Below are 21,683 nucleotides of genomic sequence, written 5' to 3'. Positions count from 1 at the left end.
AATCAATAACCCACGGGGCGGGTGCAATGTGTTATTTAATTGTCAATCTACAATTTAAAATCGTCAATGGCCAGATTTAACCACGATATCCGCACATTCGGCGGTATCGAAAAACTTTTCGGCCACAACCTGTACCTCCTTAGCGTTGATCTTTTCAATCGGCTTCTCGAAATAAGCCGGCGAATCGATATCTTTACCCGTTTTCACGTAGTAACGCAAGGTTTCCATCCAATGAGCATTCCCTCTGTTTTTCAGCATCCGGGCACGACCTTTTTTCATCATCATCACGATATCCTCCACCTCTTCCTCACTCACCCCCTCATGTCTCAACCGTTGAATTTGTTCATGGACGATAGCCCGCATCCGATCGCCTTTTTCCGTGCTGGTTTGAAAATCAATACCCATAAACTGATAAGGCTTGGGATAGGAAAGATAAGATGCACTCACCTCCACTCCATAAGCTCCTCCCTCGTCTTCCCGGATAATATCCCGGTAACGATTGGAAAGGATTTCACGGATAATATCTATACAAAGCTCCTCTTCCGGTTTTAATTTCAACTTATTGGTATACGCGATATTCACGATATATTTATGATCCGGAATATTCGCCTCGATCATCTCCGTCATCGAACCGCTTTTACGCAAATCATAATCTACCGGCTGCTCCTTGCGATAAATGGAAGGGATGGCTCCCAAGTATTGTTTTACTAATTTTTGTGCCTCTTCTCGCTCGATATTTCCGGTCAGGTAAAAACGGAAATCGGAAGCATCCCGGAAACGATCGCGATAAATGGCCACCATCCTATCGAAATCCATAGCATCGTAATACTGATCGTTCCTTTTCCATAACCGGGGCGAGTCCTTTAACCGAAGCTTCGTCATCGCCTCGGAAATCGTGTCTTCCGCTGTACGGGAGGTATTCTCGTAATCCATTTTGTTCAGGTAAACGAACTTGTCGAAATCATTTCGATCAAAACGAGGTTCTTCGAACAAGAGGTAGATAATTTGGAACAGCATCTCGGTCTCGTTGTTGTCACAATAGCCGCTCACCCCTTCCGAGGCCTCTCCCAAACGAATATCGGGATAAATCCGGTGTCCCTTCAATATGGCCTGCATCATCCGGACATCGTGTTTATACAGACCGGAACGCATCATCAAGGAAGAGAGAGCCGATGCGGAAGGCAAATCTTCGGCCGGAAGCAGCGATTTTCCCCCGGGACTTTCTCCCATAAGACTCACCTTCGGCCCGTCGGTATCCGAAAATTTATAATACACTTTACACCCGTTGGAAAGCGTCCACTCCTCGGCATCCAACTTTTTGATCCTTTTCTCTTTCACGATCTCTCCGCCTTTTACCTCGAAATCCATCAACGGCACCGCCGTCACCTCGAAGTCCAACGGTTTGACATCCGCTTTTCGGGCATTTTCCATGATTTGTTTAACCTCGTCCTTACACGGAAAATCATAAGCCGGATCGTTACCCCGCATCACGAACACCCAATTCCGATCGTCCGTATACCAGGATGCTACCCAATCCTGCAAATCCTTTGCCGTCAATTCCGACAAAATCTCCCGGGAAAGAGAGATATCTTCCTCCACGCTCGAGATAGGATTCCCTTCCAGAAAATTATTCTGGTAAATAGTCACATAAGCCGCGTTAGGCAACTTGTCCTTGTTTTTCTCCGTCTCCTCCAATCCCGGAAGATAGGCGTCTATCTGTCTCTTCAACTCTTTGTCGGTCAAAGAAAAACGATGGATCCGCTCGATCTCCTCCATCAATTGCGTCAACGCCTCCCGTTCCTTGTGCGGGTAAGCCTGGACGTAAATTCTCCACCTGTTGTAATTCCGGACCAACCGACCGTAATCGACGGCCGTCATCAGAAACAACGGATTTTGCGTATTGATATAGGCGTCCAATTGTCCCATCACGATATTGTTGTAAAACTTTTCGATCAAATTATTTTTCATCATCTCTTTTAACGAGGCCGGGAGAACCCTTCTCATCCTTCGACTCAATACCATATCGGGAGAGGCCAACTCTTTATCGAAAGCTTTCGTGTACAAAGGTTCCGGGTTATCCGAAATTTCAAAAACCGGCCTCGGCTTCGGATCGACCCGCTTCGGGATGGGATCGAAAAGACGGTGTATTTCTCGCTCTATCCGGGCTGGCTCCACGTCTCCGATAACGATCACGGCCTGTAAGTCCGGCCGATAAAAATCATGGTAATAAGCTTTCAATTCCGCCGGGGTAAAATTTTCCAGCACCTCTACCGTTCCGATGACATCCCGGGTGGCATAGCGACTACCGTTATACGTATAAGGATCCGTCTGTTCCTTTAGCCGGACGTTCATATCCCGCCGGGAACGCCGTTCCTCGAAAATCACTCCCCGCTCCTTGTCGATCTCCTTCGGATCGAGTAAAAGAAAACCGGACCAGTCTTTTAAAACCAACAGACAAGAGTCCATTAAGCATTTATCTTTCGTGGGAACCCTATTGATATAATATACCGTTTCATCCTGCCCGGTTTGAGCATTAAACTGTCTTATTCCTCTTCTTTCCAAAAACCGGGGAATGCCCTCTTTAAAACTCCGGCTCCCGTTAAAAGCCATATGTTCCAGAAAATGGGCCAACCCGTTCTGATTATCTTCCTCCAGCAAGGCCCCGACGTTCTGTACCAAGTATAAATCGGCTCGACCGACCGGAGATTTCGTCTGCCGAATGTAATAGGTCAACCCGTTATTCAACTTCCCGTGGCGAAAAACTTCGGCCCCTTTTTGGGCAAAAGCGCAATTCCCTGTCAGGAATAACACTGTCCATAACAATAACTTTCTCATAGGTTATCTAAACTTTGTTGTATCATTTTTTGAAGCTGAGCCATCATCATCTTGTTCTCGATCTGAGCACTGGTCAGGAAAGCCTGGTTGAAAGATTGTTTGGCCTTATCACTCTGTCCGGTATATTGGAAGCATTGTCCCATCATAATCAACAAACGAGTACGTAAATCTGGAGCCATCTCCTTTTCCAGCGCTTTGGCAATCCAAGGGATAGACTTCGAGTAAGCATTTTCCGATAATTTACCTTCATAGGCCATAAACAGATCTTCCAAGGGCTGAGTATAATCGTTCAGATCGGCCTGATCTCCTTTCCCGGCAAAATAGTTATCCATATATTTAAAGAAGTCAGCCTCATTCCGTCGGTATAAACTGTAGGTTGCGTCAGCCAATAAAGTGATGGCATCTAAAACGGAAAGCTTACCGAAAGAGATTCCGGCATATACTCGTTTCAAATCGCCGTCCACTCGTTTCAAACGCTCCTTATAGGCGACATCTCCTTTTTTACACAATTGAATAATATAACTATTATTCATCCCGATCAGGTAATTGGCCACGGCCTCTTTTCCCACGATCTCCGCATATTGATCGAAATGGGAAACTACAAAATCAAAGATCGGATCATTTTTATCGGTTTGCGGATGATAGAGAGTTAAGATGGCAAAATCCGGTTCGGAAATCATATAATCCAATTTCTTATTTTTCACATACTCCGCGTAAAGGTTTTCGATACGGGCTCCCCATTTTTGCCGCTCGTACCCCTGTAACCTCGGAATATAAGCGGGGGCCTCCAGCAACAACTGCTGCAAAAGATTCATATCCTTTTTTTTCTTTTTGTATTGCTCGTATACCTGTTCGAAACTCAAAGCTTCACCCTTGGCAATCTGGGCCTCTTTGACAAACGAAACCGGATCTTTCGTTCCCGTTATTCTTCGAAGCTCTTTCCCTTCCGGGGTAATAAAGACCATGGTCGGCAACGCCGTCACACCGTATTTTTTAGCGATCTCTTTATTCTCCTTGGCATCCACGTTTACCTTCACGCAGATAAAACGGGCATTGAAATACTCGCCTACCTCCGGCCGGGTGAAGACCTCCGTCGCCATCATCTTACAAGGCCCGCACCAGTCGGCATAAAAGTCCACGAATACATCTTTTTTCTCGGCCTTAGCCTTTAGCATTGCCTCATTCAACGTCCCCTCGAAAATCACCATTTGAGCAGACAAACTTCCCAGCATTCCCAATAGGAACACGCTGATCAACATCATTTTTTTCATAACAATAAATTTTATAATTGTAAATTAAATATCGATTTTTGTAATTACCAATCATTTAATCGTCAATTGCTTATTCGATTAAACATAACAGGTCCTAATCCGATCACGACCTCCCCTTTTCTCGGAACGTATATCATCGCTAAAGAATCCTGACTTAAAAAAAGAATTTTATATACTTTACAAGGGTACTCGTAAGGAGGTAAATAATCTTCACCGTATTGTGCCACGATATACTTCCCGCTTGTCCGGGCATTAACCTGTTTCCAATCAAATGCAGTCACGATACTATCCGACAAATAAAACCAATGTTTTAATTGTCCTACGGTATCACCATTCAGCAAACGAGTTACCGTATAAGTCCCATGAATATATTCATCTATAATTTGATCTGGCCTGGGAGATCGAGTATCCATCCTCCATTTCCCTCTTAACTGGGAAACTTTGTATTGCTTTTCGTCTGTCGCCTTTAAGCCGACAAGCAGTGCAAAGACAATAAAAAGGAAAAAACAAATCATCAGTTTACTACGCATACTATCATTTTTCATAATCACTTAATCATCGAATCATTCAATCTCTTAATCGCCAATTTACATTGGTCTATTTAATTCGTTTATAAGTAACCGCTTCTGAACCTATCATAACCTGCCCTTTTTTAGGAACATATTTTATAACCAAAGAATCTTTATTCAAAGAGATAATTTTAAAAACACTACACGGGAATTCATAAGGAGGATAAGAATTTTCGCCATATTGAGATATGATATATTCTCCACTTGTTCGGTCATATAATTTACGCTCATCAAAAGTGGTTACAATACTATCTGACAAGTAAAACCAATATTTTGCCTGTAAGATCGTATCGTTATTTACCAAACGAGTATTCGTATAGAAACCACCAAAAAATTCACGTATAATTTGATCCGGTCTGGGAGATTCGGTCTCCATCTGCCATTTCCCTCTTAACTGGGAAACTTTGTATTGCTGTTTACTCCCTGCACTTAATATTACCAACAAAGCACAGATCATTAATAATATGCCTATAGTTTTTATTGCTGTTTTCATAATCTTTTGTTTATATTATTTACAACCGGAAATACTTATATTATATCTACTGCCGGAAAACATAATTACGGGCGCATCTTGAAGATATCCCACTTCCGGATCCATATATATATATCTTTTACCATCACTCGTGTAACCCACGATAAGAACATTATGTAAAGAGTCTTTTATTTTAGAAGTTATAGTTGTCATCACAACTCGTTTTTTATCAATGGCATCTTTAACATCATAAAATGATTCAGTATTAAAAAAAAGCAATACCAATTCTCGTATATATCTAGAATCAACCCCATTATCAGAAATCCATTCCCCCGTCAATTTTTTATATCCCAGCCAAAAATCTCCTTCATTTCTTCCTTCCCCACAATATGCATCGCTAATGTATTCCATGATAGAAGTAACACAAGTATTTTTAAGCTGTTTGGACATGGTTCGTTTAATATTTTTTTTAGCCAGTTTATCTTTCGAGTCCACAATATAAGTTCGAGGTCCCGGTTCTCGAGGAGCAGATGGCAGTCCGATATTTCTTTGAGGAGGAAACGGTCGATCGGGATTTTGACGAACATAAATTATAGCCTCTTGTAAAAGATCCCGTATTTCCGTCATATAAGTACCGACACTTTTCAATTGTTTTGCTATCTCAATGATATGCTCACATTTATAGGTCTTTATAAGTACCTCATTAGATAGAATAACCTGCAATCCTCTTTTTTCGGCATAAGGCCATGAATTTCTAAACAACGTACCATTGATTAATCTTTGCTTAAACGTAGAAGCATATTGAGGATAACAAGCGGCAAACTTACTATACAAATCATATATACTATTCATGATATCTCTTGCCGTCATGATCGCATAAGTACAATCTCCATACACCTGAATCTCCTCCGACTCATAATCTACTTTGCCTGATGCTTTAGCCTGATTTTTATTCACGATATCATACAGTTTTTGAAAATAGATAAAAGAATAAGCATCGTATTTTTCTTTAATCTGCATAACCAATTCATCCAACTCGGTATAGCGCTTATCACTCATTTCCCGGATACAACTTTCCTGTTGTTCCGACGGAGTAGATTTCATAACGATATAAACTTGATCATAATATGTTTTGTTATTCATTAATTTTTCCATTTCCATAAATACAGAATCCCTCTGCAAAGCTTCCCATAATCTATTATCCCAAGTCGACTCTGCGTCTGTTTGTATCATCTCCGTGTCTGACTTCTGACAGGATAAACAAACCAGAATAATAAAACAACATGCAACGATATATTTTACATTCATCATTTTACCATACAATTAAATACCTGATGAACAAGAATAAAACGATATTTTTCGAGGTATTAAGGCAAATTCAAAACTTCCAATCGCTAAATCACCTAATCCTTTATCCCCATTGCAAATTGTAGATTGGAGTCTGGATTTTTTAATTTACAATCGTCAATCTTTCTAATCATTGAATCACTTTAATTACAGAATCATTTAATCATTTTACGGTTTTATGATTCACGATAGAATCTCTTCCATCGCAAACCATAAATCCCCGCAAACAAGCATCTACGAATATTGTAATTGAATCTTTATTTTACCCCCAATCCGGGCCCAATTACCTTCGATATTTATTTGCAAATTAGAAATTAATCTCGCTCACCAAACCGTAAAGCAATCACAGGATCGAATGGGTCCATAAGGTCCTAAAAGTCATTTTTTAATCACTTAATATTACATCTCTAAATCCTATAATTTTTCTAATTTACAATTAAAATGGTCCATAAAGTCGAAATCTCAATCTTCGAATCACGAAATCTCTTAATCACGGAATCATTTAATCTACAATTATCATTCGATCATTTTTCAATAATAAAAGTAAAGGCATTTCTCAACACGGTCGATTGTCCCTCGTTCTCTATTCGGACAGAGATAATATAACGTCCCGGGGGAGCTTCCACGTTTTGCTCCACGTACATTCGACCACCACCGATGATCGTCAAGCTTTTCCGGAAAAGTTCCGCGTTAACCGGATTTTCGTTTTTCACCTCGGCTATGGAATAGATTAAAGGTTCCGTGCCGAAAACACTTTCTATCGGCGAAGTCACCCAAGGAATCCCGTATTCCATCGTGTTTTTCAATTTCGATATTTTGTTACTCAACTCCCTTTCCGAACCGATTCCTAAATCGATAGAAATTTGTTCTATCTGTTTTCGAAGAGTCCATCTTTTATCGTTTATATCATCCAACTCTTTTTTTATTCGTGCCCTTTGCACATACAACTCCTCTAATTGTTTTTTAAGAGCCTCGAGTTGAACCGGATCCGTCGTAGCATCTATTAATTCTTCCAACGGAGTAATTTCATAATCATCAAAATCCCATAATTCATACTGTTTCTCCTGTCGTTTGACATCCCATTCAGCACGTTCTTGTATCAAAGGTCCTGCTTGGGCCTCAAAGCGATCATAAAGTTTCGTCAGCTCCTCCAACCTCTCTTGCATATTATACAGAGACAAGGTATCCTGTGCATAAGCTGCTTTTTCCACAGCCAAATACCCCACGTTCACATCGCTACAGGCCGTGGCTCCGATGATACCGGCCCAAACCAATAGATATACTATTTTTTTCATCTTACCTAACTTTAAAAATTTCTAAACTTAAAATCGTAATTAAGCGAATGAACGATCCCCGTGGTCGTTTGAATATCAGAGGATGCTATAGGTTCCGCCCTCGTACCCTTTTCATTCCGACTTGCCAGGTTTATTATTACGGCTCCCGCATCTTTCACTTTGTTATACATTCCCCTGTAAGTCCATAAGAACAACTCTCCGCGAATAGCCGGTGCGACCATCCCGTCATATTCCACAAACTCGTTTCCTCCCCGGTTTACTCGATTGCCACGAGGAATATCCTTCAACATCAAACGTTGCGGGACCACCAATTTTTGTAGGATGTCCACGCATTTTCCTTTTGGAATATCGGTCACCCGTTCGTAATTGTTTTCTAACAGATAACGCCGGATACTCGGGCCGGTTAATCCGAAAAAAGTAATCTGTTTATACTCGCCCGTACCATCGAAAAGAGACTTCAATCCGGCATGCTCGATCAGAATAATGGTCGAGTCCCAGTTGTAGCTGTCCGTATGGAAATATTCCCACATCGTGCAATCGTGAACCCCGTTGGCAATACCTCCGTCAATGTAACCGTACTTCGTACAAGAGGCAAAAATCACCACCGTCACGATTACAATGCTTTTACCTATATTTTTTATTGTTGACGCCATAACCAATAGATATTTTGTTTCATTAATGTATTTTTCTCAAACGAATTTTTCGACACGGGAAGATATAAGGCTCCATTTTTCACATCTTGATCTGATAATCCGGCATAAGCCCAAGAGAATTCTTCCCGGAAATAACCATTCCTCACTACATCGAAATAGCGTTGTCCTTCACCGAATAACTCCCTTTCCCGTTCATGGAAAATCTCTCTTCGGAGCAGCTCCGGATCGGTCGGACCGTCGTAATCGGTTAAGCCGGACCGATTACGAATACGATTTAAATCATTCACCGCCGTTTCTAACCCCAGGCGAACCCGGCACTCTGCCCGGAGCAATATCAAATCTGCCAATCTCCAAACAACCCGATTCCCATCCATCGCCAACAAGCGTGCTCCCTCCTCTTCTATAAATTGCGGATTAACGGAACGTATCTCTTCGTTCCATTTATCTATAAATGCATACTCGGAGAGGATCCAGGTCGAATCAGTCACGACCCCTTCGTCATCCATATACTTTTCCCAATAACCGACCTCGCCCAAATTGTACCAATACTCTTTTATTCGCTGATCATCTCTTTCATGATACAAAGCCTTTACACTTTCAACACGAATCGTCGGCATCCGGCTACTACTCTCTATACTTTCGGGAGTAGAAGCCACATAAGGATAATCGAGTAACAACAAACCGGGATAACGGTACTCGAACACACCACTCCAAAACCGATTCTCATCTTGCTCGTTAATCTCGATGCTAAAGATGGTTTCGACACTTCTCCTAACCGGTCCTAACGTGTTATTTTTCATAGAAAGAATATCCTTTTCCAAATCATAGAATCCGGCTTTTCCATCGATCACTAAAGAGGCATGTTTTTCGGCTTCCTCCCAATACTTCCTATCCCCGTACAATCCTCCCATCCAAGCATAGATATTAGCCAAAAGAGTATGAACCGTTCCCAGACTCGCAAATTGTTTAGACGTCACTGTTTTACCATTGGCATCCGTCAACTGCTCGTACGGCGGTAATGTTAAGGCTATATTGGCACAACGGATAGCCTCCTCGCAAAGAGTCATGGTCGAACTTTTACCCACCGGTTCGGTAGATTCCGTACCTGGGGCCAAAGGAGCTTCTCCCCACCGTCGTATCAAATCAAAATAAGACAAGGCTTTTGCAAAATTAGCTTGGGCTATCCAATAATCGGCCCGTTCTTTTGAGACATTCTCGAATCGGTAACGATTCTCCTCCAGCATATTGGCTAAATAAAACACATTATAATGAAGAACCCAGCTATCCATTCCACTAAAGAATTCTTTCGGATCCAGATTCCGAAGGCCTTCATAATCCCCTCCCCAATCACACGATAATCCCACAATATTCAAATGATTTATTCCTGCGAATATTCCCTTTTCACAACCGAATATGGAGATCAGCACCTTTTCCAAATCCTGCTCACTTTTAAAGTAATTGATATAGGTTACTGATTTCTCAGATTCGACCGTCAACCAATCGTTACAGGAAAAAAGTGGGAAAAAAAGCAATAAAACAAATATCTTTTTCATAACCTTCCGTTTTAAAAGTTAATAGTCAAACCGACCGTAAATTTCCGGGGTAGCGGGTAAGAAGCCAAATTATCCAAACCACTCGTAATGTTCACAATCTCCGGATCCAAACCGGAATAATTAGTCAATAAAAACAGATTTTCCATGGTCAGAAACACGCGAACTCCGGACAAACCTGCTTTTTTAGCCAACTTCTCGTGCAAGTTATACCCTAACGTGAGTTGCTTTAAACGAATCATATGTACTTTCTCGATATCGCAATCATTTGTTCCGGAGAATTGTCCTTCTAATCCATTATATATTTGCAACCGAGGAAAATCATGCGGTTTACCGTCCGGATGTGTCCAGGCATTGAATTTCCGAACATCTCCCATAACAGGGCCTTCTCCGGAACTGGGTTGAGCATAGGTTTGGCGATAAGCATTAATGATATGACGTCCTAAAGAGTAATTAAAGAATATATTCAAATCAAACTGCCTCCACGTGATTTCGTTGATAAAACCGCCATAGGCCAAAGGAAGAGGACTGGCCGCGTAATATTTGTCTTTATTATTGATTTTTCCGTCTCCATTTAAATCGATAATCCGGCGCGTTCCCGGGAAAAAGATATTATTCATTCCGGAATGCAACGGTTTAGGCATGCCGTCCGCTTCCGTGTACGAGTAAGGAATCTCCTTCATGGAATTAAAAAATCCGTCGGTTTTATATACCCGCATCCGGTATAAAGGTTTTCCCAACACATTTCCCTCGAAATCCCACCCGTCATAACTCTTTTCAAAACGGTTCCAGTTCCGGGATGCATTAAATTTCATCCGCCACTTTACGGCACTCTCCCTGAAAAAGTCTGCCACTAATTCCAACTCCAGTCCCTGATTGGATACGCCTAAAGCATTTTGCCATTGAAAACTATGAAAATAAACATCTCCGGGAAGCGGTGTCTTATTCAGCTGTCCTTTCGTGTAACGGTAATAGTAATCACAGGTCAAACGAATACGGTAATCCCAAAAACTGATATCCAATCCCAAATCGTATTGATTGGTCTCTTCCCATGTTAACTTTCGATTGATGACTCCTCCCTGCCTGTCCGGTACAATTCCTCCGGTCCCCTGAAACATATTATCGTTCGAGGTCATCAAGCCGTGGGCCAAATAACGTTGCCGAAATTTTTGCCCCGATGTTCCCCAACTGGCCCGGATTTTACCGAAACTCAACCAATATAAACCTTTCATCCAAGATTCCTCGGAAAAAGCCCACCCCACTGCCACGGAAGGGAATGTCGCCCAACGCACCTTTTCACCAAAAACCGATGATCCGTCCCGGCGAATAGTCGTTTCAAACATGTACTTTTCCTTAAAATTATAGGTTAAACGACCGAAATAACTATTCATTCTTTCCTCCTCAAAATCAGAGCTGTATCGAAAAGCCGATTCATATATAGGAGCAAGAGTAGGATCTTTGGGATCAGCCTTATTCACCAGACCTTCCTGGTTTCCCCATTGTCCCTGCACGTAATGTACATAATCATTCGGTCCTTTTATAGCACTTCCTCCGTTGGAAAATCCCTGATCCTTTTGATAAGACAACCCCAACAAAATTTCGAAATTATGTGTCTCTTTGAATGAAAAAGAGTAGTTCAACAGGTTTTCGTTCAATAGGGATATACTTCGTCCTATATTTCCTTTAGATCTCGACCAATGGTAATACGCGTAATCCCCTCCTTCGTATGTACTCGGCTCGAAATGGTTCATATTTTCCTGACTATAATCGACTCCTCCCGATACACGCAAATGTAGATTCCGAATAATCTCGTAATCCAATACCAAATTATAACGTGCCGCATAACTATGGTTTTTCTGCTCGACACTATTCAATCTATCCAACAACTCCTTTTTTATATAAGAAGCCCCTGGGTATAAAGAGGATATATACATCGGATTCACCGTCACCCCTTCTATCTTCGCTGTCGTTTTACTTCCTCCCCGGCTCCGGTCGCTATAGGTGAGCGAAAGTTGATTATCTAACCGCAACCGCTTCGCAGGATGGGCCGAAACATTCGTCATTACATTGATTCGTTGGAAATCGCTATCGTACATAATTCCCTCCTCTTTATAATACCCGGCGCCGATCATATAACGGATTGCCTCCGTCCCTCCGCTGGCCTGTATATTGGCATTATACACCTTGGCGGTACGATAGGCATACCTCCACCAATCGGTAGAATTATTGTAAAAGGCATTTAAAGAATCCTGTAAACGACTACTGCCATTGGCGGCAGCAGCAGACCCCCAAAACCAATCGAATACCGGTTGCGTGGAACTCCCCCGGAAATTCCATACTTCTTCGTAAGAAGTCGGTATTTTCCAATGTCCGTCCTGATCTTGATAAGGAATTACCGTGTTCCGAAGTCCCCGGATATTATAGTAACGTTCCAATTGCCCTCCACTTTGCACGGGAGTCTCGGGAAGCCAAGAGGCCGAATAAGACATATTGGCCGTGAACTTTGCTTTACCGGCCCGTCCTTTTTTCGTGGTAATCAAGATGACCCCGTTGCCAGCCCGAGATCCGTATATTGCCGCTGAAGCAGCATCTTTCAATACCTCCACCGATTCGATCATAGAAGGATCTAAATTCGAAAGGGTATTGGTTCCCGTGATCGGAGAGGTAAATGCCTGCATCGGGACTCCATCCACCACGTAAAGGGGTGTTCCATACCCCCGGTCCCCTCCCTCTTCTTCCGTAAAGAAAGAGTTATATCCCCGGATAGCAACAATAGAACCTCCTCCTCCGGGAGCACCCGAAAGATTATTGACCTCCACTCCGGCCATATGTCCTTGTAACAGATTCTCCAAACTATGGGTGGGAAGCTCCTTAATATCATCAGCTCTCACGGAAGAAACGGCACTGACCATCGTTCGCTTTTTCTGCTGACCGTAAGCAATCACCTGTACCTCGTTCAATCCGGTAACATCCTCCTTCATGACAATTCGAAGCGTATCCGACTTCTCGGTAAACTCTACTTTCTGCGTCTTATAGCCGATAAACGAACACTCTAACGCTCCGCTCTTTACTGGCAAAAGCAACTTAAAAAAACCTTTACTATTCGTCGAGATCCCCAGCGCCGTATTTACAAGCTTTACCGTTACCCCGATCATGGGAACCCCCTTTTTATCCTTCACGATTCCCACCACCTCATTTTTAACGGGTTGCTTGGATTTACTTAATGCGGTACCCGCCCTCAAAGAAAGGACGATTGTCTTATCGGAAATGGCATAGGTCCAGATCGTATTCCGTAGACAAGAGTCCAAAACGGTTTCCACCGGTTGATCTTTCATGGAAAGCGTGATATCGGTTACCTCCCGAACCTGATCCCCCACGAAAAGATAACGATAGCCCGTCTGGCGTTTGATCTCCTCCAAAACGGAAACCAAAGAGGCCTTTTTCACGTCGATCGTCACTTTCTGTGCCGAAACCATACCCGAATGCAACGAAATCACCATACCGAAGAGCATAATCATCACCTGTTTAGATGATAAAAATCCCTTAATTCTTCTCCAGAACGGAGAAAGTCGATTTTTTTTCATAAATTTGTGAATTGGGTTAAACAACATATATAGGTGTAACCTATAAAAATCGGGGGATGGTCAGATCTCCCGATTTTTTCGATTACCTCACTCTTTCTTGGATAAAATTTCCACTCGATCTTCCCGATAATTTACCTTCACCTCATTGGTCAACTCCAATACATCGAGAAATTCCCGGATCGATTCGTAACGTTTTAACGAACCGTTCAACGATCTATGACACAACACGCTATCCACGACGATCTCCATGTCATACCACCGGGCAAGTTTACGCCCTACCCTTTCCAGAGACTCTCCCTCGAACAGGAATTCTCCCGAACGCCAACCGGTATAAATTTTCGTATTTACCTCCTTTATTCGTAAAATGGAATCCGTTTTCTCAAACACGGCCTGCTGACCGGGAGACAACAAAGTTTCTTTATCATCGGCATGGATTCGTACACTTCCTTCTTCCAACGTCACTTCCACATTCGACTCGTCCGCATAGGCCATAACATTAAAAGCCGTTCCCAAAACCCGGACATCCATATTTCCGGTTTTCACGACAAAGGGAACCTCGGATTTCGTTACTTCAAAGTAAGCCTCCCCCCTCAATTCGACATCCCGTTCGACCGCATTGAAAGAAACCGGATAGGACAACTCACTCTCGGCATTTAACCACACCTTCGTTCCGTCGGCCAGTTCCACGTAATACTCGCATCCTTTCGGTACGACCAACTTATTTATAACCGGTTCTTCCGTGTCTCGTACCGATGCGCTTCGATAACTCAATTTTCCCCCGGCCCTATTTTCAACCACAACTCCTCGTTGCACGATGGTCAAGGAATCGAACAAATCTATTTTCTTGCTCTCCCCGACAAGCAAATAAGGGGTCTTCCATTTCTCGGCTGTCCATAGCTCTCTCTGCTCCCGCTTCTCATTCATCCACAAAACAACAAAAAATCCACAAGCAAGCACAGCAGCCACGTTCACCCCGACCATACTCCATCTTCGTAAACGATTCCTTTTCAGTCGATTCTTTATCCGTACGATTGCCTCCTCCCCATCGATCTCCCGGAAAATTTCCAATCCCTTCCGTAACTCATCCGGAGAAAAACGCCATTCCAACTCTTCCCGCAATCCGGTCTCCTCTTTCAGCTCCTCCCTCCACTTACTCCCTCCGTTCAACAGACCGTGAGCGATTTTCTGTGCCCAACTGTAATATTTTTTCAAGTTTTGCATATTTTGCCATTTTATATACAAAACGATTATATCCCGATAAGTGACTAAAAAAAATTCAATTTTAACATTCAACATTGAACGACAGCACCCGGGGATGGGGTTAAAGTGCTATCCGTCAAAAATGGACGACATGAAAGAAATTTTACAATCGAGAGACTCCGTCATCGAATCTCCGATAGCTATTTTCACATCAAACCTCCGAACACGAAAACAAAAAGATGTTGCGGAATATATTTTTTCAGTAATAAAAGCCCCCGTTGCTTTTGAGCCCGGACGGTACTGGGTTCTACATCCAATTTTTCAGCTATCTCGGTACTATTATATCCCGAAAGAGACAAACGCATAACTTTTGCACATTCACAGGGTAATTGATCAATAGCCTTTTTTATGATAGATAAAGTTTCGGACTCGACAAGAGCAGCCCATATCGAATCGCGAGAAGGCTCTCCGCCGGCTAAAAGCGATTCGGCCCGGTGTTTCTCTACCACTTTTTGATGTTTCAGATAATCTAAACAACGATTTCGAACGGTAATATAAAGGAAAGATTTTAACACACTGGATTTTTCAAAAGGAACTCCTTTCTCGAACAACATTACGAAAACATCCTGAACCACATCCTCTCCCGCCTCTCTATCCTTCAACAACCGGTAGGCAAAATAAGCCAATCCCCGGTAATATTGCTCAAAAATCCACACGTAATCCATTGTTCCATTTTTGCCCTTGATACACACCATCATTAAACTCTTTGGAGCAAATATACAACTTACATTTACAAAAATAAAATATATGACAATTTTACATTTCAATTCCTCCACTATTACACCTATAAATCAGTCTACAAAAATATAATCCGCACCTCGCTTTCGGCATTCACCCAGAAGCAATACAATAAGGACTCGTCCCGCCTCGAACGAAATAATCGTTATTTCTCCGACAACCGGATTCCCAACATGTGATTCTTGGTACGGGCGCCGGGAAACAACATATCCGACCGAATTTCCAAAGCCGACTGAAAAAACAGATTCATCCGATTTGGTTTTTCCGTAAAAAGACGTACCTTTGCAAATCATCTGATGATATGATTAATTTAAGATGCATATGATGATAGATAAAAAGTCATTGGCCGACAGGGTTGCCGAAGAAATAAAACAAAAAATCACGGAGGGCACTTATGGACCGGGCGACAAGCTTCCGACCGAACCGGAACTGATGAAAGCGTTCGGCGTGGGGCGGTCGAGTGTGCGGGAAGCGGTGAAATTGCTGGTAAACACGGGAATTATTCGCGTGCGGCAGGGTGCGGGAACTTTCGTCGCCGAACCGTCGGACGACGACCGCATCGGCATGAGAATAAACGCGGCCGACCGCACGGAGCTCGACGAAGTGAGAAAAATTCTGGATATCGCCATCGTGGAGAAAGCCGTGGCACGGCGAACCGAAAGGGATATACAGCGTATGCGGCTTGCGCTCGAAACAAGAAAAGCGCACGCGGAAAAGGGGGCGCTGGAGGCGTGCATCGAAGCCGACCTGAATTTCCATATCGCCATTGCCGATGCCACCCACAACCGGATATTGGCCGACATCTATCGCTCCGCATCCAGACATCTGCTGTTCGAATTCAACCGCATTTATGAAAGCACGGCGTGTTTCGCCGATTCGCAAGCCTCCCACGAAAAGCTGCTGAAACATATCGCTGCCGGCGACCTGAAAAGCGCCCGGCGAACAGCCATAAAAATCGTGGAGGAACCATAAAAAATAGCAAAAATCATGAAAGCGAGTAAGAACAAAGTGGTCGTACTCTTCGAAGTGGCGCCCACCGCAGCAGGTAAAAAACGTTACCTCGAACCGTTCGGCCCGACGGAATGAAGAGGGCAAACTGCTTCGATGAACGTACGGGAGAGCGAAGAGGCCCCGCGTGCCGGATTCAGACCCTGCAAAATATGCATGAAAGAATATTATGACAATAAAAGGAACGATATGGGAACCATAAAAATTACACGCTATCAATCGCCCGTGGGCGAGATGATGGTCGGCTCTTACGGCGACAAGCTGTGCATCTGCGACTGGGTCGTGGAGAAACGCCGCTTGACAATCGACCGCCGCATACAGCGGCACCTGAACGCGAAGTATGAAGAGGGAACGTCTGAGGTTATCCAACGGACAATCGAAGAACTCGACGAGTATTTCGCCGGACATCGCAAGACATTCGACATTCCCATTGTTTTTACCGGCTCGGAGTTCCAATGCACCGTATGGGAGGAACTGATGAAAATCCCTTACGGCACGACCATCTCCTACGGCGAACTTGCCCGCCGCATCCACAATCCGAAAGCCGTGCGTGCCGTCGCCTCAGCCAATGCCACCAACCCCATCTCCATATTCGTGCCTTGCCACCGGGTCATCGGCAGCAACCACAAGCTGACCGGCTACGGCGGAGGCCTTGATGCCAAACAAGGCTTGCTGGAGATGGAACGTTCATTTCGATAATAATACAAATATTTATGACAGAAAACATTGCCGATTCTTATAGGCGAATAGGACCATACGACTCTTATAGTGACATTTTTATCGGATAGCCTTCGGCGGTTGGTACAGCTCCTTGTATTAGGCGTTTGCCAAAGCTATTTTTGCTCGGGCTTTCCCGATATACACGAAAACTCTTTCGGGGGAGCCTAACACCCAGACTGACATTCGCCGTCGGAAAAGTTATCATACAATCCGTAAGAAGAGGCGGTAAGATTGTCCGATGTAGAGTCGATTATGGAATGGCAAACGGATAGACAGAATGCTTTTTACTTATCCGAAATTTAGCTTACGCCTACACAGTGCGAAAACTGGTAGCCGACAATAGGGGAAAAGGAAGATTTTACCTCTTATAACATTGTTACGTCAGGAAAGAATGAAGCTGTTCAGCCGGCCATATTAAGATTGTCTTTCATTGGACTAAATCGGAATTTTTCTCCGTAGCCCCCTATATATCCCAATGAAAAAAGTCAATCTCGGGACGTAGTTTTGGCTATTGAGCCGCACCCGATTTTCCTTCCAGTTGTTTGCTTGAAAAAGGTTTAGTTTAATTTGCTTCTCTTTTATATAGAATGAAAACCGCTTGTCAATACCTGGCAAATTTGTATTAATTATTGTTCGTTGTAGATCAAAACGGGAGCTACGCATTTAAAATAAGAAATTCTTCTCTCCTGAATTTCATATTTCCGGATTTTTATCTATATTTGCAGCGCAAACGGGGAATTAGCTCAGTTGGCTAGAGCGTTTGACTGGCAGTCAAAAGGTCGACGGTTCGATTCCGTTATTCTCCACAGGCACAAGCAACCTCCTGATTAGCAAGAGGTTGTTTTTATTTATAAATCACGGAGCATATTCTGTCACTAAATATCTATGAAACAGACATCTGCGACAACACCACTCGATCGCAAGTTTAGTGAAACCTTGATTGTAAAAACAGAATTAGAGATTTTCCAAATTCTTATAGACAACCTACCGATTATTAATCAAATTTAACTTCCGGTAAAATGTTCTTTAAAAGCTTGCCGCTAAAAATTCATGTGCAACACGAGCGATACAATCAACAATATTAATTTTTGTCACTTTTTAAATTATTAAAATAAATATTTTTTTGTGAAGCATCATACACGTTATATTGCAATCTACATTAATGTTGTTATATTTACATGCGTCGTATAATAATCCGTTGTCATGAAAAAAACATACTTAATCTTGTCCATTCTACTTGTATTACTCCTATTAATACACTCCTGTTATCAAACAGAAGATTTTTCAGAAGTCAACAACATCCAAGACAAACAGGATAGTACCACCCAATATTTGAAAGATTTCTTCACAATAGATCAAGATACTTACAAAGTATTGGTTCAAGATCCGTTTTTCAAAGACATCTGTCAAAAATACGAGCAAACGAGAGATAGAATCTCACGAGATACTACCAATATTAATCAAAAAATACCACAACTGAATGGCCTCTTTCCCGATATCGATTCATTAATCAATAGATATGAATGTTACAACCTTTTCAGCTATATGTTATTCCATATAAACAATACTTCACGGTCAAGGACAATCCATTCGTGGGGGACATGTTATTATAATCCAGATGCCTCTGGATCATGGGTTTGCGATACACGTCAAATGTGGAGAAATGCTTGGAGTATTTGCACAGAGAACGAATGTTCTGCTAATCAGTATTTAGAATTTAGATTAGATTTGGATAAATATCGGCAAATGATAAAGTTTTATTTACAACATAGCAATCCTCTATTTAATTATGCTCGTATTTATGAAATTTTTGAGCCCGTATCTCGCGTAGCAGGAGATTATTTCTACGCAATAAATGCAAATTTAGAATTTGTCACACACGAAATAAATACATTCGGATACAATGGAAGTAGCATTTGTCAATATATAGGTGAATTAAAAGAATCATTCATTGACTTTTATAGCTCTCGAGGATGGACAAGATGTACAACAAATATTCTTTTACCTCCTACACAAAATGCAGAAATTGATGGAGGCACAACTAATACACCTATAATAGATATCGATAATTTAAAAGAAAACGATTATATTGATTGCATTTACACTAAAGTCAATAGTAAAAGTGAAACTTTCAAAAAATTGATTGAACATTTTATTGAAGAAAATTCCATCGCTCATTTAAGATGGAAATTAGAAGGAATGCCCCAAAATATTAATGGAGAATTAATATCAGAAATGAATCATTACTGGTTTACTATAATACTCAATGAAATCAATTTAATGAACAGTCCACCTTTAATGGTCGCAAAAACAATTATTCATGAGGCTATTCATGCTAAAATATATGCTCAATTACTATCCCTAAAATCACACAATCCAGGATCTATATCAGACAAAGACTTTATAGAGTTAGGGAAAGCATTGGATAATCAAAGTTTCCCAACTTTATGTTATTTTTACAAAAAATATTATTATAACGCTACAGCTCATCATCAATATATGTCAGAATACTTCGTTGATATTATTGCAAAAGCTTTACATGAAATAGATCCTAACACAAATATATCTACTTGTAGATCCATTGCTTGGCAAGGATTAACACATTTCCAAGATTTAAAAGACAATAAATTAGTCTTAGTAGAATCAGAAGGATGGAAAAAAATCTCAAAAGAAAAGAGAGAGACTCTAAATGAGCTATATTTGAATTATTTGGAAAATGCCAAAAGAATATGTACACAAGAACATTAATTATGAAAAAATACTTAGTCATTTTTATAATTCTTTTTATTTACCCAGAAATAAATGCCCAGACGGTAAAAAAAGAAAACAAACAAGACTGGAAAGTCAGATTAAGTAAAGAAGTTCGGGAATCGGGAGACCCTTTTTATCAACGAGGAGATACGCTATATCTGCTATTCGATCGCACCGACACCTTACAATTTCGATACGACACAGACATACAATGGCTGCTACGTCCATTTACGGAAGAAGAAAAAAAAGTTTTAAAGAATGGAGATAATTCTGTCCTTTTAGCAGTCAGAAAACGATTTGCACCAAAAAATAAAAAAAGATTAACTTTGTCTTCGCAAGATTTAGAAGGAAAAATACTCACTACCCGTAAAGAGTTGATGGACTTTTACGAACGGGAATTTCCACGCCGGCTCGCCAGATTCCGGGAAACAAATGACAGTATAGATCTTATTGCTCCCGATTCCTGGGATTTACGGGTTTATTTCAAACGAATATATATGATCATTCCTTTAGAAAATGAGAAGTTTCTCATGTATGAAGTTTTTTGGTAAGTCTTCCATTTATCATATAGCCATCGTTTTATGTATTAAAAAAATCTACTCGTATTGCTTTTCGATATCCGCACCAATTATTTCATACAGTTTTTTCGATAAATCTATCGTTATTGGTATTGCTGCACTGCTTATCGCTACTTCACCTAAAGCGACTTTCAATAAAATCTATCACCCCATTTTATGAGACTTTGAAATTATCGTGCTTTTCATTATCTTTTTATGCCTTCTTTCAAATTAATAAAACAGATAGAGTCTACACAAACTCTATTTTCTATATTTGGGTGAGCATTTTATTTGGAAGGCGAATCCCAAAATACTCTTTCATGATTTTTACAGAACCACATATCCATTATAAAATTATTTTAATTCAAAAATAATTCCAATAATATTACATATTTTATAGCCTTATAGTCCTAAGCATAACCGATTAATAATCAATTGTTATTAAAAATAAATTTCTAATACCCCACAATCAACCAACACAAGCATATAGAAACCAAAAACATACTAAAAATAACACGCACAACACCCTGACAATATAACACTTATGATATATTTAAACTTAATTTTATAATCATATTGTGTATAAAAGTTTCCATATTTATTTCCGGAGATAATCCTAATTTTGCTCGAAGTTTTGAACGTTTCGTATAGATACTGTCTATTAGTATGGCTAAAAATCAATCGAATTTCTTGCGAAGAAAATCCTAAAGCAATCATACAACACAAACGAAGATCTTCATCGTTCAATAGCGGATAATTCTTTTTGAGATATTCTATGACTCCATTACAATACAAATTTGTCAATTCGTATAAATCAGTAAAAGCAGTCTTAGTTTTCGCTTCCAAGCATACATGCTCTCGAAATTTTTTATAAAAAATCTCTGATTTGTTTTCATAAATAGAACCCAACTTCAACAAATGCCGCAAACTCCCCAGACGATTTTCTAAAACTACATGCAATTGTCTTATCCGATCGGCTTGACAAGAAGAATGTTGACTTAACTTATGGTTTTGTTCCAGTATAAACCAATTTTCTTTTTTTAATATATTAATAAAATTGATATGCTTATCTA

The 21,683-nt window shown here is 41.2% G+C and carries 15 protein-coding genes and 1 tRNA gene; 5 read left to right on the top strand and 11 right to left on the bottom strand.

The window, feature by feature from the left end:
* Positions 1-63 precede the first annotated feature (63 nt).
* The 11 genes from NVS78_RS03945 to NVS78_RS03895 form a co-directional block, all read right to left on the bottom strand.
* The gene (locus NVS78_RS03945) at positions 64-2,835 is read right to left on the bottom strand and encodes a M16 family metallopeptidase (protein WP_286358019.1); all 2,772 of its coding nucleotides are present in this window, start codon (positions 2,833-2,835) and stop codon (positions 64-66) included.
* The gene (locus NVS78_RS03940; protein WP_286358018.1) at positions 2,832-4,106 is read right to left on the bottom strand and encodes a thioredoxin family protein; all 1,275 of its coding nucleotides are present in this window, start codon (positions 4,104-4,106) and stop codon (positions 2,832-2,834) included. Before NVS78_RS03940 ends, NVS78_RS03945 begins: the two co-directional genes overlap by 4 nt.
* Positions 4,107-4,168: 62 nt before the next feature.
* The gene (locus NVS78_RS03935; protein ID WP_286358017.1) at positions 4,169-4,636 is read right to left on the bottom strand and encodes a hypothetical protein; all 468 of its coding nucleotides are present in this window, start codon (positions 4,634-4,636) and stop codon (positions 4,169-4,171) included.
* Positions 4,637-4,703: 67 nt separating this feature from the next.
* Positions 4,704-5,168 carry a hypothetical protein gene (locus NVS78_RS03930; RefSeq protein WP_286358016.1) on the bottom strand — a complete coding sequence of 155 codons (465 nt, stop codon included), beginning with the start codon at positions 5,166-5,168 and terminating at the stop codon, positions 4,704-4,706.
* Between the two features lie 15 nt (positions 5,169-5,183).
* Positions 5,184-6,458, bottom strand: coding sequence for a C39 family peptidase (locus NVS78_RS03925; protein ID WP_286358015.1), 1,275 nt, complete (start codon positions 6,456-6,458; stop codon positions 5,184-5,186).
* Between the two features lie 560 nt (positions 6,459-7,018).
* Positions 7,019-7,789: a hypothetical protein gene (locus NVS78_RS03920; protein WP_286358014.1), complete on the bottom strand. Its 771-nt coding sequence runs from the start codon at positions 7,787-7,789 to the stop codon at positions 7,019-7,021.
* A gap of 11 nt (positions 7,790-7,800) precedes the next feature.
* Positions 7,801-8,442 carry a hypothetical protein gene (locus tag NVS78_RS03915; RefSeq protein WP_286358013.1) on the bottom strand — a complete coding sequence of 214 codons (642 nt, stop codon included), beginning with the start codon at positions 8,440-8,442 and terminating at the stop codon, positions 7,801-7,803.
* Complete coding sequence (locus tag NVS78_RS03910; protein ID WP_286358012.1) at positions 8,427-9,995, bottom strand: RagB/SusD family nutrient uptake outer membrane protein; 1,569 nt, start codon at positions 9,993-9,995, stop codon at positions 8,427-8,429. Before NVS78_RS03910 ends, NVS78_RS03915 begins: the two co-directional genes overlap by 16 nt.
* A gap of 11 nt (positions 9,996-10,006) precedes the next feature.
* On the bottom strand, positions 10,007-13,576 hold the full coding sequence (locus NVS78_RS03905; protein ID WP_286358011.1) for a SusC/RagA family TonB-linked outer membrane protein: 3,570 nt from the start codon (positions 13,574-13,576) through the stop codon (positions 10,007-10,009).
* 87 nt (positions 13,577-13,663) lie between these two features.
* Positions 13,664-14,797: a FecR family protein gene (locus NVS78_RS03900; protein ID WP_286358010.1), complete on the bottom strand. Its 1,134-nt coding sequence runs from the start codon at positions 14,795-14,797 to the stop codon at positions 13,664-13,666.
* A gap of 185 nt (positions 14,798-14,982) precedes the next feature.
* Entirely contained in the window at positions 14,983-15,501 is a 519-nt protein-coding gene (locus NVS78_RS03895; RefSeq protein WP_286358009.1) for a sigma-70 family RNA polymerase sigma factor, read from the bottom strand.
* Between the two features lie 394 nt (positions 15,502-15,895).
* On the opposite strand from NVS78_RS03895, the gene NVS78_RS03890 reads away from it, so the two are divergent.
* The 5 genes from NVS78_RS03890 to NVS78_RS03870 all read left to right on the top strand — a co-directional run bounded on the left by NVS78_RS03890 (position 15,896) and on the right by NVS78_RS03870 (position 20,604).
* On the top strand, positions 15,896-16,546 hold the full coding sequence (locus NVS78_RS03890; protein ID WP_286358008.1) for a FadR/GntR family transcriptional regulator: 651 nt from the start codon (positions 15,896-15,898) through the stop codon (positions 16,544-16,546).
* A gap of 225 nt (positions 16,547-16,771) precedes the next feature.
* Positions 16,772-17,281 carry a methylated-DNA--[protein]-cysteine S-methyltransferase gene (locus tag NVS78_RS03885; protein ID WP_286358007.1) on the top strand — a complete coding sequence of 170 codons (510 nt, stop codon included), beginning with the start codon at positions 16,772-16,774 and terminating at the stop codon, positions 17,279-17,281.
* A gap of 753 nt (positions 17,282-18,034) precedes the next feature.
* A tRNA-Ala gene (locus tag NVS78_RS03880) sits at positions 18,035-18,108 on the top strand.
* 397 nt (positions 18,109-18,505) lie between these two features.
* Positions 18,506-20,050: a hypothetical protein gene (locus NVS78_RS03875; protein WP_286358006.1), complete on the top strand. Its 1,545-nt coding sequence runs from the start codon at positions 18,506-18,508 to the stop codon at positions 20,048-20,050.
* Positions 20,051-20,052: 2 nt separating this feature from the next.
* The gene (locus NVS78_RS03870; protein WP_059027055.1) at positions 20,053-20,604 is read left to right on the top strand and encodes a hypothetical protein; all 552 of its coding nucleotides are present in this window, start codon (positions 20,053-20,055) and stop codon (positions 20,602-20,604) included.
* Positions 20,605-21,683: the final 1,079 nt, after the last annotated feature.

It is taken from the genome of Gabonibacter chumensis (genome assembly GCF_024741215.1).
Lineage (GTDB): Bacteria > Bacteroidota > Bacteroidia > Bacteroidales > Marinifilaceae > Gabonibacter > Gabonibacter massiliensis.
This window is presented reverse-complemented; position numbering and strand designations above follow the sequence as displayed.